A 13,316-nucleotide genomic window follows, 5' to 3' on the forward strand; every position below is an offset into this window, starting at 1 on the left:
GAGATGGTCAGCCCCTCGTCGGAGCCCGTCAGCAGCACGCCGGACAGCACCGGCACGGTGGGCCTGGTCGGCAGAATGCGGGCAACCCAGGCCACGGCATCGGCGAAGTCTTCGCGGACCAGGCGAAACTTCAAGTCGGAACCAAGCGTCGTCGTCGCCACGTCCATAGCGTCCCTTCGGTGAAACCCCAGCTACATGCACTAGCAGCGGATCTACGGGTGTCTTGAGGACATGTCACCACGCTGCGGTCGACGACCGTTGCGGTTGTCGAAGACCAACCGTAGAGCCTTCTGCGCCAACTTGAAAGCTAATCGATCTCGCCGCCGACTCCGTGGAGGAGTCGACGGGGGAGAGTGCACGAGGTGCGCGTTCCCCAGGCCCTTCTTTTCAAGAAGAATCTAAGTAGAACAATCAGTAACAGTAATAGGTGCTGTGCAAGCTGGGGATCAACCAGCTGATTGCCAGGTAGCGACCGGTGCGTACTCGTGGGTGAACTGTGGATGACCTACGAGTGATCTTGACCGCGCTGTGGATGGCGCAGCGATGTGTGTAGATACACCAAGATCATTGGTGCTTCGTCCCCGCATTGTGCACGAGTAGTGCACATGTCCTGGATGTGACGAGTGGTGCGACAGTGACAGAAGGTTTTCAGAAACTCGTGCGGAAATTCCCCGGAACACGGGTCGATGTCAGCCGATCGAGGGGAAGAAGTCAGCGGGCGGGATGCATTCAGCGCTTGGAGCGCTGTCGGATCCGCGTCGTAAGTTCCTTCACGTGGTCGAACACCTCGCGGCGCTGAGCCATCTCGCCGCGGATCTTGCGCTCGGCGTACATCACCGTGGTGTGGTCACGGCCGAAGGAGTGACCGATCTTCGGCAGGGATAGATCGGTGAGCTCACGACACAGGTACATCGCGATCTGGCGGGACTGTGCCAGGGCCCGCGTCTTGCCGGGGCCGCGAAGCTCCTCGATGGAGGTCTCGAAGTACTCCGCCGTGGCCGCCATGATGGTGGCGATGCTGATCTGCATCGTGCTGGCGTCTGAAATTAGATCGCGCAGAACGATTTCCGCCAGCGACTTGTCGATCGGTGCCTTGTTCAGGGAGGCGAACGCGGTGACGCGGATCAGCGCACCCTCGAGTTCGCGGATGTTGCGTTCGATGCTGCTGGCGATGAGCTCGAGCACGTCGGGCGGCACGTCGAGCCGATCCATCTGCGCCTTCTTGCTGAGGATCGCGATGCGCGTCTCCAACTCGGGCGGCTGAACGTCGGTGATCAAACCCCACTCGAACCGGGTGCGGAGGCGATCTTCCAGAGTGGCGAGCTGCTTGGGCGGCCGATCGGAGGAGATGACGATCTGCTTGTTGGCGTTGTGCAGCGTGTTGAAGGTGTGGAAGAACTCCTCCTGGATGCCGTCCTTGCCTTCGATGAACTGGATGTCGTCGACGAGCAGCACGTCGATGTTCCGGTAGGTCCGCTTGAACGACGCGCGGCGGTCGTCGCGCAGCGAGTTGATGAAGTCGTTGGTGAACTCTTCGGTGGAGACGTACTTGACCCGCATGCCCGGGAACAGACGCTGCGCGTAGTTTCCGGCCGCATGCAGCAGGTGGGTCTTGCCGAGCCCGGACTCACCCCAGATGAAGAGTGGGTTGTAGGCCCGCGCCGGAGCTTCCGCGATGGCAAGGGTCGCGGCGTGGGCGAATCGGTTGGAGGCGCCGATGACGAACGTATCGAAGGTGTAGCGCCGGTTCAGGCTGACGTCGTTGGTCGGCTCGTTGGGCTGCCGGTTGTTGAAGTAGCTCGGCCAACTCTGTTCGGCGCTGGCGAGGGCTTCCTCGTCGTCGTCGACCTCGTCGGGGTCGGGTAACGCGTCCGGCGGGATCTCGTCGCCTGCGGCGTCGGCCTCCGGCGTCGCAATGCGGACCCCAAGTTCGACGCGCTGCCCGAGTCTACGGCTGAGGCTGGTGACGATCGGCTCACGGAGATGACGTTCGATCTCGTTCTGCACGAAGGGGGTAGGAACCGACAGAAGAGCGAACCCCTCCGTGATCACCAGGGGCTTGACGAGCTTGAGCCACGCCCTTTGCTGAGGTGTGAGGATCGGCAGAGGAGTGCCGTTCGCCGCGGTGGCGTCTGATGGGCTGTCACCGTTGAGCTCCGCTACGACGTCGTCCCAGATTGCGACGAACGGCGGGTCGGGGTCTGTTGTCAACGAGACGTACCCCCTCTGGGCCAAGGGCGGGATGGCCGAAGAAGACCGGATGTCCACATGGTTATCCACAGTCTGTGAATAACCGACACCGGTCGTTGTGTCGTGTCTTGCTTACGCGGAGGCCGCGTCCCGGGGCTCATCACAGTTGTCGATGCTGTGGGCTCGCGTTCGGTGGCCGTCCTCGATCGATCTCGTTTAGCGCCGCTCGCTCTGAGACGGCCTTGGCAGAAGCTAACAGTTTTCTTGCCAGGTGCCAACCGTTCTGCAACATTGAATGGGGCCGGGCTGGACGTGCGTGACTCACGATGATGCATGTGAGCAACGAGGCGTATTCGGCACCGGGAGAAGCAGGTTTGACCTAGGGAAATCTCGTCAGTACCCTCGAACAGTCGCCCGAACGTGGCGATACGGCTGCGACTCGGATCCTCGGGTGCACGCGCCGGAGCTAGCAAGCGAGACGAACGAAGCGTACGTACCGCGGCTGCGTCCAGAAGGACATGACGACCTCATGTGCGGATGGGCGTGGGCGCAACCGTCATTGAGGAGACACAGCCGTGGCCAAGGGCAAGCGGACATTCCAGCCCAACAACCGGCGTCGTGCGCGTGTGCACGGATTCCGGCTGCGGATGCGCACGCGCGCGGGCCGCGCCATCGTCTCCGGTCGGCGCAGCAAGGGCCGCCGTTCTCTCACTGCGTGATTAGACGCAGGACTTAGCGCGGTGCTTCCGGCTCAGTACCGGATGACGCGGTCGACTGATTTCGGACTTACGGTCAATCGAGGTGTCAGAGCCGTGCAGCCCGATTTGGTGGTGCACGCGCTTCGATCCGTCGAAGGCGGCTCTGGTGATCCGAAGATTGGGCTCGTCGTATCGAAGTCCGTCGGCTCCGCCGTACAACGGCACCGCGTTTCCCGGATGCTGAGGCACGTGGCTCGGGGCGTTCTCGACGACCTGGGCCCCGGTGACAAGATCGTGATTCGGGCACTGCCCAGTAGTCGTCACACCATCTCGGCCCGTCTGGAACAGGAACTGCGCACGGCGTTGCGCCGGACCCGCAAGACCACCGGAGCGCACGGATGAGTCGCGGCCGGGTGGCGGGTGCGGTGATTCGCGGCGCCATCGCCGCGATCGAGATGTACCGAACGATGATTTCCCCCTTCCGCCCACCGTCATGCCGATTCACTCCGACGTGCAGTCAGTACGCCGTCGAGGCGCTCGGTGAGTTCGGGTTGGTGCGGGGGAGTTGGTTGTCTGTGGTGCGACTGGCCAAGTGTGGCCCGTGGCATCCAGGAGGATGGGATCCGATACCCGAGCGGCCGGGGATGGACTGTCATCCGCAGGCGCACTCGGGCGGGCCCCGGGATAGCGCGACGCTGAGGAGCGATTCGTTTGTTTAATTGGTTCAGTCTCGACGTCATCTACTACCCGGTCTCGGCCATCATGTGGGTCTTCTACAAGGCCTTCTCACTGATTCCGTTCCTCGGGCCGACGAGTTTCTTCACGTGGGCGCTGTCCGTGATGTTCCTCGTCTTCACGCTGCGCGCGATCCTGTACAAGCCGTTCGTCAGGCAGATCCGCACGACGCGGCAGATGCAGGAGTTGCAGCCACAGATCAAGGCCCTGCAGAAGAAGTACGGCAAGGACCGCCAGCGGATGGCGCTGGAGATGCAGAAGCTACAGAAGGAACACGGCTTCAACCCGGTACTCGGCTGTCTGCCGATGCTCGCCCAGATCCCGGTATTTCTCGGCCTGTTCCACGTGCTGCGGTCGTTCAACCGGACGGGCCACGGATTCGGTCAGCTCGGCTTGAGCGTCGCCGAGAACCGCGAAGTCGGCAACTACGTCTTCAATGCGACCGACGTCCAGCACTTCCTGGAGGCGCACCTGTTCGGCGCGCCCATCGGCGCGACCATGATTCAGAAGGGCGCCGAACTCGAGGCGTTCACCGAATTTAGTCGGCCTGCGGTCATCGCGGTTGGTGTCCCGTTGATGATCCTCGCGGGCGTCGCGACGTACTTCAACAGCCGGGCGTCGGTGGCCCGGCAGAGTCCGGAAGCGGCCGCTAACCCGCAGACCGCGATGATGAACAAACTGGCCCTGTACGTGTTCCCGCTCGGTGTCGTCGTCGGTGGACCGTTCCTTCCGATCGCGATCATTCTCTACTGGGTGTCCAACAACATCTGGACGTTCGGTCAGCAGCACTACGTGTTCGGCAACATCGAGAAGGAAGAGGAAGCCAAGAAGGAGCTCGATCGGGAGCGACGCGCCGCCAATGCGCCTGCGCCCGGATCGAGGCCGAAGCGCAACCGGAAGGTGACCCCGGGGCCGACCGACGCCGTCGGATCCGTGGAGTTGACGAAGAGTTCTGGCGCGGATGTCACCGAGAGTGCCGCAGAGACCACGGCGACCGAGTCCACGCCGGAGAACACTGGGAAGAGCGCTGCCGCGAAGAAGGACGCTGGGAACGCTGCCGCGAAGAACGATCCCGCGAAGAACGGTGCCGCCAAGGCGAGTGGCGCCAAGCAGGGTGGAGCGAATCGGGCCGCCCCCCGCAGGACCAACAACCGGCCGAAGAAACGCAAGCCCTGACTACTTACCCGATTCGGGATGGCGTGCCACGGCCGCCGATGGATGTGCAACACGGAAGTGAGGAAGAGACATGACTGACGCCGACACGACGGAACGGACCGACGTCGAGGGCGCCGCGCCCAAGACCGAGGACTTGGAAGACCGCTTGGTGGCCGAGGGCGAGATCGCAGGCGACTACCTGGAGGAGCTCCTCGATCTGTTGGACTTCGATGGCGACATCGATCTGGACGTCGAAGGCGATCGTGCGATCGTCAGCATCGACGGAGGGAGCGACCTCGCCAAGCTGGTGGGCCGCAAGGGGGAGGTGCTCGACGCCCTGCAGGAGCTGACTCGGCTGGCGGTGCACCAGAAGACCGGTGAGCGCAGTCGTCTGATGCTGGACGTGGCGCACTGGCGTCGGCAGCGCCGTGACGAGTTGGCCGCGCTGGGGAGCAAGGTGGCGCGGCGGGTGCTGGAGAGCGGTGAGCGCGAAGAGCTCGCGCCGATGACTCCGTTCGAGCGCAAGATCGTGCACGACGCGGTGGCGGGGATCGATGGTGTGCGCAGCGAGAGCGAGGGCGTCGAGCCGTCGCGTCGCGTGGTCGTGCTCCCAGCCTGAGCAAGCAGAGTTACAACGATGTAGTTCACCCCGGCTCGGCGGCGGATTGGGAGGATGTTTCACGTGAAACATGACCAAGCGCCCGAGGCCCCGCCGGCCGCGGGTGACATCTTTGGCGAGCGCCTCGAGCTTGCTGAGCATTATGCGGCCATCCTCGCGAGCGCCGGGATCGAGCGAGGTCTGATCGGCCCGAAGGAAGTAAGCCGGCTGTGGGATCGCCACATCCTCAACAGCGCAGCGGTGGGGGAGTTGCTCACCGCGGGCGAGCGTGTTGGGGACGTTGGTAGCGGCGCCGGGCTCCCAGGCATTCCGCTGGCGCTCGCACGTCCCGACTTGACGGTGACCCTGATCGAGCCACTGCTACGGCGCGCCGACTTTCTCACCGAGACGATTGAAATACTTGGCCTCCACGTGACCGTGATACGGGGGCGTGCGGAGGACCCGGCGGTGCACCGAGACGTGGGCGAACTAGACGCGGTGACGTCGCGAGCCGTGGCGCCCCTCGACAAGCTGACGAGGTGGTGTCTACCGCTGGTTCGGATCGGTGGCCGGATGCTGGCGATGAAGGGCGAGCGCGCCGTGAATGAACTGACCGAGCACCGGTCGGTGCTGGCGTCGTTGGGTGCGGCGGACGTGAAGGTGATGGAATGTGGCGTGAGCTATTTGACGCCGCCCGCCACGGTGGTGGTCGCCCATCGGGCGGACCGGGGCACAGTTCCGGTCAGTCGGCGCCCACCGGGCGCCGCGAGGCGGAGCGGGAACCACGTCGAACCGCAGCGGCCGAACCGCCGGCCCAGAAGGAGCAATTGATGCAATCCCCCCGCGGTGACGGCAGTTCTCCGGAGCCGGTCCCGACGACTTCGGCGGCAGATGTTTCACGTGAAACATGGCAGCCCCCCGCCGAGGAGGAGTGGAAGGAACAGCCGGTCGCCGATACGCCGATCGGCGCCGAGGCGGAGCGCGCGGTGCGTATCCTGCATAGCGCCAAGCGCCAACACCTGCCGCGGCCGCCGCGCCAACGGGTCTTCACGATTGCGAACCAAAAGGGCGGCGTCGGCAAGACCACGACCGCCGTGAACGTCGCGGCCGCTCTCGCGCTGCAGGGATTGCGCACCTTGGTGATCGATCTCGACCCTCAGGGCAATGCGAGCACGGCCTTGGGCATCGAACATCGACCAGGCACCCCGTCGTCGTACGAGGTTCTCATCGGTGAGATGACGCTCGAAGAGGCGCTGCAGCGGAGCCCATACAACGAGCGGCTCTACTGCGTGCCCGCGACCATCGACCTCGCCGGCGCAGAAATCGAACTGGTGTCGATGGTGGCCCGCGAAGGCCGGCTCCGCAATGCACTGGCGAGTCTGCAGGAGTATGACTTCGACTACGTGTTCATCGACTGCCCGCCGTCGCTCGGTCTGCTCACGATCAACGCACTCGTCGCGGCACCCGAAGTGCTGATCCCCATCCAATGCGAGTACTACGCACTCGAAGGAGTGGGCCAGTTGCTGCGCAACATCGAGATGGTGAAGTCGCACCTCAATCCGCTCCTCGACGTCACGACCGTCATCCTCACGATGTACGACGGACGCACGAAGCTCGCCGATCAGGTTGCCGACGACGTCCGTGCGCACTTCGGTCCCAAGGTCCTTCGCACGGTCATCCCGCGCAGCGTCAAGGTGTCCGAGGCACCCGGCTACGGCATGACGATCATCGAGTACGACCCAGGCTCGCGCGGCGCGATGAGCTATCTGGACGCGAGCCGGGAAATTGCGGAGCGCGCGGAGGGTGCGCCGCGATGAGGGACCAGTCTCATACGGCAGACCCGAGCCAGCCGGCAGGCCCGAGGCAGGCGACCGCAGGTAACAGGAGGAGGCACCTATGACACCGCCACCCAAGCGGACGGGACTGGGCCGCGGCCTCGCGTCGCTGATCCCGACCGGCCCCAGCGATACTCACGGCGAACAACTGAACAGCCCCGTGATGGGCGCCGCCGCGGCTGACGTCATGTACGGCAGCGGACCGGCGTCAGCCGCCGTCGAGCCGATCAGTGATGTCGGCGCGGTGTACCGAGAGATCGACCCTGCGGCCATCGAACCCAATCCGAAGCAGCCGCGTCAGGTGTTCGACGTCGAGGCGCTCGACGAACTAGTGCATTCCATCCGCGAGTTCGGTCTGATGCAGCCGATCGTCGTCCGCGCGATGGCACCAGTCGAAGGCCAGCCGCACTATCAACTCGTGATGGGGGAGCGGCGTTGGCGGGCGGCGCAGGAGGCGGGCCTGACGGCAATTCCGGCGATCGTTCGCGAGACCGCCGACGAGAGCATGCTGCGTGACGCACTGCTGGAAAACATTCACCGGGCCCAGCTGAACCCCCTGGAAGAGGCGGCGGCGTACCAGCAGTTGCTCGACGAGTTCGAGGTGACGCACGAAGAGTTGGCGACGCGGATCGGGCGCTCGCGTCCGGTGATCACCAACATGATCCGGTTGCTTCGGCTACCGATCGCGGTTCAGCGCCGGGTCGCTGCCGGGGTGCTGTCCGCCGGACACGCGCGGGCGCTGCTCGCCCTCGAGGCCGGCACCGAGAAGCAAGAGGAGTTGGCGGCCCGGATCGTCGCGGAGGGCCTGTCGGTGCGTGCGACGGAGGAGGCGGTCACCCTCGCGAACCGCGACGGCACCCCGGACCCGACCCCGGCCCAGCGGCGCAAGCCGATTCAGATGCCGGGACTGCAGGACGTTGCTGAGCGGCTGTCGTCGGCGTTCGATACCCGGGTCACGGTGAGTCTTGGCAAACGCAAGGGGAAGATCGTGGTCGAGTTCGGGTCGGTCGACGACCTACAACGGATAGTCGACCTTATGAATTCTGCAACGCCGTGACCCGTCATAGCCCGTAATTACGTCACTGTGACACCTGACCGGCCCCAACACTCTTCCAAGGAGTTATTACATTGCGCAGCAACGTGATTCGCCCAAGAGGGGTTTTGGCATGAGGTGTGGACCCGATGGCACGCAGCTCTCAGGAGGCCCTCTTATCCTGGAGGGGCGGCCACGGCCGACCGACCGATCAGAAACGCGGGGAGTCTAGTGTCAGCACGAATCACGCAGCTGCGGCTCGAAGCCTTCGAGCAGCTGCCCAAGCATGCGCGGCGATGTGTGTTCTGGGAGGTGGATCCGTCCACCCTTCACGGCGATGATCACCTGGCCGACCCCGAGTTCGAGAAGGAAGCCTGGCTTTCGATGGTCATGCTCGAGTGGGGGTCCTGCGGTCAGCTCGCCGTGCCGTGCGCACCGGATGAATCGGACTTCACCGCGCTGACCTCCAGCGGCGACGAGCCCTGTCTCGGATTCGCGTTCTACGCTCCGCCGCGAGCGGTGCCTCGGGCCGGCTTCTTCCCGACCGGACCCGTCAGTGCGGACGCCGTGTTGTTGACGTCGGTCGGCGTGGAGTCCGGAGCCGAGGGCGACGGCCTGACCCGAAGCTTGATGGCGGCAGTGGTGGGGGATCTGGTGCGACGCGGTGTCCGCGCGCTCGAGGCATTCGGACGGACCGCCGACGCAGTCGAGCTGGCCGACCCCGCGAACGTCACTCCCGATCTGCAGGCCGCCGTCGCCGCACTCGGTGACTGCTCAGTGGACCGTTGCGTCATCGAGGCGGACTTCCTGGGCGACGTCGGGTTCGAGATCGTCGCCCCGCATCGGTACTTTCCGCGGATGCGCCTGGAGCTCGAAGAGGGCCTGGGGTGGAAGGCCGACGTCGAGGCGGCACTGGAACGTTTGTTGGAGAGCGCTCAGCTGCAGCAGCCGGTCGGCGCGGGCGCCAGCCCCTGCCTGTAACGAACGGTCAGCCTTGGGCGGCGCGCCCGGCGGCCTGCTCGACGGACCGCTCGTGGGCCAGTAGCTCCGCGAAAGTGAAAGTGCCCGTAGGCCTGTCGTTCTTGCCCAGCAGATAGAGCCGTTTCACCGCGGCGAGAATGCCTTCGGCGACTGAGTCGCGCGCCTGCGGGGTGACCAGCAGGTTGCGGTCGTGCGGATTGGTGATGTAACCCACGTCGACCTGGACCGTGGGCATGCGCGTGAGGCGCAGCAGATCCCAGGTGCGGCCATGAGTTCGACAGTCACGTAACCCGGTGCGCGCCACGATCTCTCGTTGGATGAAGTCAGCGAGGTTGCGACCGATCGTCGAATGCGAGCCATGCGAGTTGCCGAAGTGGAACGACGCGACACCGTTGGCGGGGGAGCCTTCCATGGCGGCGCACCTGAGGCTGATCATCAGATCGGCCCCGACCGTGTTGGCGGTCGTGGCCCGCTCCGCGTCCGATGGGCTTCGCCCCACCGGACGGGAGAGAAAGGTGTCCATCCCGATGGCCGTCATGCGTCCCTCGAGTCGACTTGCCAAGTCCCACAAGATGTCTGCCTCGCTGATGGGACCCGACGGACCAGACATGATCGGCCCGTGGTCGTCACCGCCGCGGCCTGGATCGATGATGATGCGCTTACCCGACAGGCGTGGACCCGAACGTCGGACCAGTTCTTCCTCCCGAATCGCATGCGGCGAACCGCCGGTCACGCGGGAACCGAGGAAGTACAACGAGCGCAACGTTTCCGGACCGCAGATGCCGTCGGGATACAGACCGTACTCGCGCTGATAGGACATCAGGCCGTTGTGGGTCTGCAGGCCGAAGTGTCCGTCGACGATGTGGGTGTAGAAGCCGAGGTCCTGCAACCGGGCCTGCAGCGTCGCGACGTCGTCGCCGTACATCGGCGCACCGAACTGGTGGGCCAGCGTGCGGGCACCCAGACGGTAGGACGCTTCCTTCAACGCGCGGTAGGTGGCTTCACCGACGACACCATCGACGAGCAAACCGCGGTGCTGCTGGAACGCCCGTACCGCGTCATCGAGATCGTCGTCGAACGCATCCATCGCTACGTGTTTGCCGGTGGTTAGGTCGGCGTCCGGGCTGTCGAGCAGGCCCAATGCCGCCAGCGCTGCCCGAATCTCGGTGACCGGGGCGCCTCGGTCACCGCGGCGCAGACTAGTCATGTCCAGAATTGTCGCAGACGTAGCCGAGAAATCCGAAACCTCCAGGCCAGTCGAGAGCCACTGAGTTGGGCGGTGAAGTGCTGGTTAGACCACGTCCGAGAGCTCGCGCAGCAGCGCTGCCTTGCCCTTCGTGCCGACGATGCGCTTCACCGGCTTGCCGTCCTTGAACAGGATGAGTGTCGGAATCGACACCACCTGGAAGTCCCTGGCGGTGGCCGGATTGGCGTCGACGTCGAGTTTGGCGACGGTCAGCGCCCCGGCCTTCTCGGAGGCGATCTCCTCGAGCACGGGTGCGATCATCTTGCACGGGCCGCACCACGTTGCCCAGAAGTCCACCAGCACGGGCGTGCTGCTGCTCAGGACGTCGCTGGAAAACGAGTCGTCGGTGACGGCCACTGTGGCGCTGGTGGTGTCGGTCATGGGGTGCTCCTGTCGGTCAAGGGTCGGTGAGGGGAGTGCGTCGGCGAGTGTCACTCTTGGTCGGCGAGCCAGCGTTCGGCGTCGATCGCCGCAGCGCAGCCGCTACCGGCCGCGGTGATGGCCTGCCGGTAGGTGTGGTCGACGAGGTCACCCGCGGCGAACACGCCGTCGATCGACGTGCTGGTCGTGCGGCCCCGCACCTGTACGTAACCCTCGTCGTCGACGTCGACCTGTCCGCGCACCAGCGCCGACCGGGGATCGTGGCCGATCGCGACGAACACCCCGGTCACGGCGAGCTTCGACTCCTCGCCGGTGATCGTGTCGCGCAGGCGGACGCCGGTGACCTTCGGCTCACCCTCGACCTCGGTCACGGCCGTGTTGAGGAGGAAGGTGATCTTGGGGTTTGCCTTGGCGCGCTCCAGCATAATCTTGGAGGCGCGGAACTCGTCGCGACGGTGGATCAGGGTGACGCTGCGGGCGAACCGGGTGAGGAAGGTGGCCTCCTCCATGGCGGAGTCACCGCCGCCGATCACCGCGATGTCCTGATCGCGGAAGAAGAAGCCGTCGCAGGTGGCGCAGGTACTGACGCCGGTGCCGATGCGCTCCTGCTCACCGGGCACGCCGAGGTGACGCGCTGCGGCGCCCATCGCGAGGATGACCGACCGCGCCTGATGGACCTCACCGTCGACGGTGACCGTCTTGATCGGGCCGTCCAGTGAGACGTCGTCGACGTCCTCCATGCGGAGGTCGGCACCGAAGCGGATGGCCTGCTCGCGCATTTCCTCCATCAGCGCCGGACCGGTGATGCCCTCCTTGAAACCGGGGTAGTTCTCGACCTCCGTGGTGGTCATCAGCGCGCCGCCGAACGAGACGCCTTCGAAGACCAGCGGCTTGAGTTGTGCGCGCGCCGTGTAGACCGCTGCCGTGTAACCGGCCGGGCCGGAGCCGATGACGATTACGTCATGGACCGTGGGAGATGAAGTCATGTCCGCCTTTCTGCGTACGCGCGTATAACACCAGGGTAGGCCCGGCTGTTCCTAGGGTTCGGGCGGACCCGCCCGCAGTTTGATCTCACCGGGTTCGACGGGGTCCGTTCGTCGGCGGCGGCAGGGCCCGGAGTGCCGCCGCGACCCTGGCGGTCGTCGAGGCGGGCACGTCGGCCGCGGATTCGGCGTCACGGCCGAGTTCACCCAGTTCGCGCCGGACCCGGTCGAGATCGGCCAGCTGGCGTGCCACGCCAGGATCGGTGCGCACGCGGCGGCGCAGAGCCCCAGCGGTCTCGTCGTCGAGTAGCCCGGCTTGAAGGTCGGCGAGCAGCGAAAGGGGCACGTCCGTTGGGTCGGATCCGTCGGTTTCGTCACGCATTGCAGTCACCCCCGGCGATCGGTTACTTCGGCAGTCTAGGGAATGGAATGGGCTGGTATTCGGGTTCAACTGGGAGGAAGCTGTAAATAGGTCGCCATGCGGCCGGGAGAGGACCGCCATGGGTCAGCAGAGATCACGCCGGATGATGTTGGCAAGCGGATCGGCACTGACCCTCGGCATCGGGACCCTCGCCGCCGCGACCAACATGTTCTTCGGGGCGGGCGCCGCGTCGGCCTGCAACCAGTACATCCAACCGGGCAATCCGTACACCAACACGTGTGGGATTCCGGGCGGTCCGCCTGCCGCCATCGGCGGTTCGCCCAGTGCCACGGCCATCATCGCGTGCCGGGGCATCCCCGGATGCTTGGCGTACTCGGTCAACGGCCCCGGCTTCGTGAAGGTGCCGCAGGTCGACAACCGGGTTCGGCAGAGCCAATAGTCAACCCCGGCGCCAGTAGTCAACCCGGGGCCAGTAGTCAACCCGGCCTGACGGGTGACGCAGCGTTGTCGTCGAGGCACTCCAGCGATTTGGCCAATTTGGCGCGCGCCCGCGAGCAGCGGCTCTTGACCGTGCCCTCCGGCACCCCGAGCAGGCGCGCGGTCTCCGCAACGGAGTAGCCCTGCATGTCCACCGCGACCACGGCGGCACGTTGATCGATCGGTAGGCGCCGCAACGCACCTTCGATGGCAAGCACGGTGTCGACCCGCGACGTCGGATCCGCCACGTGAAGGGCGTCGTCCTCCAGAGGCGTGGTGGGATGAGAGTTGTTGCGCCGCAACCGATCCAGACATGAGTTTACGACGATGCGGTACAGCCAGCTACTCACCGAAGCATCGTGGCGAAACCTCGGCGCATTGCGATGGGCCGACATCATGGCTTCCTGCAAGGCGTCCTCGGCGTCGTTGGGATTGCGACTGGTGAGCGTGGCCAACCGGTACAGCTGACGGCGATGACGGTGGAACAGCTCCTCGAACGCGTAGCGGTCACCGGCGACGTGGGCTCTCAGCAACTCGGCATCCGTCCGCCCCGGATCGGCCACGCCTGAGAATCTCCCCACAGTCGAAACAGTAATGAACCTGGGGCCGTGCCCATGACACT

16 protein-coding genes and 1 pseudogene are annotated in these 13,316 nt (G+C 65.2%); 10 read left to right on the plus strand and 7 right to left on the minus strand.

Annotated elements, in window-relative coordinates; genetic code table 11:
• Both ABW137_RS03705 and dnaA read right to left on the minus strand, forming a co-directional pair.
• Positions 1–167 (minus strand): annotated as a pseudogene (locus ABW137_RS03705) (DNA polymerase III subunit beta); the annotation flags it as partial.
• 562 nt (positions 168–729) lie between these two features.
• A complete protein-coding gene (gene dnaA / locus ABW137_RS03710; protein ID WP_526397004.1) occupies positions 730–2,211 on the minus strand; it encodes a chromosomal replication initiator protein DnaA in 1,482 nt (493 codons plus the stop codon).
• A 554-nt stretch (positions 2,212–2,765) separates the two neighbouring features.
• Between dnaA and rpmH the strand changes: the two genes are divergently transcribed.
• The 9 genes from rpmH to ABW137_RS03755 all read left to right on the plus strand — a co-directional run bounded on the left by rpmH (position 2,766) and on the right by ABW137_RS03755 (position 9,225).
• Positions 2,766–2,909, plus strand: a complete 144-nt coding sequence (gene rpmH / locus ABW137_RS03715) for a 50S ribosomal protein L34 (RefSeq protein WP_068001749.1) — start codon at positions 2,766–2,768, stop codon at positions 2,907–2,909.
• Positions 2,910–2,930: 21 nt separating this feature from the next.
• Positions 2,931–3,290: a ribonuclease P protein component gene (gene rnpA / locus ABW137_RS03720; RefSeq protein WP_526397006.1), complete on the plus strand. Its 360-nt coding sequence runs from the start codon at positions 2,931–2,933 to the stop codon at positions 3,288–3,290.
• Complete coding sequence (gene yidD, locus ABW137_RS03725) at positions 3,287–3,607, plus strand: membrane protein insertion efficiency factor YidD (protein WP_526397008.1); 321 nt, start codon at positions 3,287–3,289, stop codon at positions 3,605–3,607. The genes rnpA and yidD overlap by 4 nt, the downstream gene beginning before the upstream one ends.
• Positions 3,600–4,799 (plus strand): membrane protein insertase YidC, encoded by a 1,200-nt coding sequence (gene yidC, locus ABW137_RS03730; RefSeq protein WP_526397010.1) that lies wholly within the window; start codon positions 3,600–3,602, stop codon positions 4,797–4,799. Before yidD ends, yidC begins: the two co-directional genes overlap by 8 nt.
• A 70-nt stretch (positions 4,800–4,869) precedes the next feature.
• Positions 4,870–5,397: a Jag family protein gene (locus tag ABW137_RS03735; protein WP_526397012.1), complete on the plus strand. Its 528-nt coding sequence runs from the start codon at positions 4,870–4,872 to the stop codon at positions 5,395–5,397.
• 54 nt (positions 5,398–5,451) lie between these two features.
• Positions 5,452–6,207 carry a 16S rRNA (guanine(527)-N(7))-methyltransferase RsmG gene (rsmG, locus tag ABW137_RS03740; RefSeq protein WP_526397014.1) on the plus strand — a complete coding sequence of 252 codons (756 nt, stop codon included), beginning with the start codon at positions 5,452–5,454 and terminating at the stop codon, positions 6,205–6,207.
• A complete protein-coding gene (locus ABW137_RS03745; protein ID WP_526397016.1) occupies positions 6,207–7,193 on the plus strand; it encodes a ParA family protein in 987 nt (328 codons plus the stop codon). The genes rsmG and ABW137_RS03745 overlap by 1 nt, the downstream gene beginning before the upstream one ends.
• A gap of 79 nt (positions 7,194–7,272) precedes the next feature.
• Positions 7,273–8,268, plus strand: coding sequence for a ParB/RepB/Spo0J family partition protein (locus ABW137_RS03750; RefSeq protein ID WP_526397018.1), 996 nt, complete (start codon positions 7,273–7,275; stop codon positions 8,266–8,268).
• 207 nt (positions 8,269–8,475) lie between these two features.
• The gene (locus ABW137_RS03755; protein ID WP_526397020.1) at positions 8,476–9,225 is read left to right on the plus strand and encodes an acetyltransferase; all 750 of its coding nucleotides are present in this window, start codon (positions 8,476–8,478) and stop codon (positions 9,223–9,225) included.
• A gap of 7 nt (positions 9,226–9,232) precedes the next feature.
• On the opposite strand, the gene ABW137_RS03760 is transcribed toward ABW137_RS03755, so the two are convergent.
• The 4 genes from ABW137_RS03760 to ABW137_RS03775 form a co-directional block, all read right to left on the minus strand.
• Entirely contained in the window at positions 9,233–10,432 is a 1,200-nt protein-coding gene (locus ABW137_RS03760; RefSeq protein ID WP_526397022.1) for an N-acetylmuramoyl-L-alanine amidase, read from the minus strand.
• A gap of 84 nt (positions 10,433–10,516) precedes the next feature.
• On the minus strand, positions 10,517–10,852 hold the full coding sequence (trxA, locus tag ABW137_RS03765) for a thioredoxin (RefSeq protein WP_526397024.1): 336 nt from the start codon (positions 10,850–10,852) through the stop codon (positions 10,517–10,519).
• A gap of 50 nt (positions 10,853–10,902) precedes the next feature.
• Entirely contained in the window at positions 10,903–11,838 is a 936-nt protein-coding gene (trxB, locus tag ABW137_RS03770; protein WP_526397026.1) for a thioredoxin-disulfide reductase, read from the minus strand.
• Between the two features lie 85 nt (positions 11,839–11,923).
• Entirely contained in the window at positions 11,924–12,217 is a 294-nt protein-coding gene (locus tag ABW137_RS03775; protein WP_526397028.1) for an RsmA family anti-sigma factor, read from the minus strand.
• A gap of 118 nt (positions 12,218–12,335) precedes the next feature.
• Between ABW137_RS03775 and ABW137_RS03780 the strand changes: the two genes are divergently transcribed.
• A complete protein-coding gene (locus ABW137_RS03780; protein WP_526397030.1) occupies positions 12,336–12,656 on the plus strand; it encodes a hypothetical protein in 321 nt (106 codons plus the stop codon).
• 37 nt (positions 12,657–12,693) lie between these two features.
• On the opposite strand, the gene sigM is transcribed toward ABW137_RS03780, so the two are convergent.
• Complete coding sequence (gene sigM, locus ABW137_RS03785; RefSeq protein WP_526397032.1) at positions 12,694–13,275, minus strand: RNA polymerase sigma factor SigM; 582 nt, start codon at positions 13,273–13,275, stop codon at positions 12,694–12,696.
• Between the last annotated feature and the right edge of the window lie 41 nt (positions 13,276–13,316).

Source organism: Mycobacterium sp., from assembly GCF_040509115.1.
Lineage (GTDB): Bacteria > Actinomycetota > Actinomycetes > Mycobacteriales > Mycobacteriaceae > Mycobacterium.

Bases quoted from the DNA above. Each gene is read 5' to 3' on its own strand.
- yidD (WP_526397008.1), top strand. From the start codon at position 3,287: ATGAGTCGCGGCCGGGTGGCGGGTGCGGTGATTCGCGGCGCCATCGCC.
- ABW137_RS03735 (WP_526397012.1), top strand. From the start codon at position 4,870: ATGACTGACGCCGACACGACGGAACGGACCGACGTCGAGGGCGCCGCG.
- rsmG (WP_526397014.1), top strand. From the start codon at position 5,452: ATGTTTCACGTGAAACATGACCAAGCGCCCGAGGCCCCGCCGGCCGCG.
- ABW137_RS03745 (WP_526397016.1), top strand. From the start codon at position 6,207: ATGCAATCCCCCCGCGGTGACGGCAGTTCTCCGGAGCCGGTCCCGACG.
- ABW137_RS03750 (WP_526397018.1), top strand. From the start codon at position 7,273: ATGACACCGCCACCCAAGCGGACGGGACTGGGCCGCGGCCTCGCGTCG.
- ABW137_RS03760 (WP_526397022.1), bottom strand. From the start codon at position 10,432: ATGACTAGTCTGCGCCGCGGTGACCGAGGCGCCCCGGTCACCGAGATT.
- trxA (WP_526397024.1), bottom strand. From the start codon at position 10,852: ATGACCGACACCACCAGCGCCACAGTGGCCGTCACCGACGACTCGTTT.
- trxB (WP_526397026.1), bottom strand. From the start codon at position 11,838: ATGACTTCATCTCCCACGGTCCATGACGTAATCGTCATCGGCTCCGGC.
- ABW137_RS03775 (WP_526397028.1), bottom strand. From the start codon at position 12,217: ATGCGTGACGAAACCGACGGATCCGACCCAACGGACGTGCCCCTTTCG.
- ABW137_RS03780 (WP_526397030.1), top strand. From the start codon at position 12,336: ATGGGTCAGCAGAGATCACGCCGGATGATGTTGGCAAGCGGATCGGCA.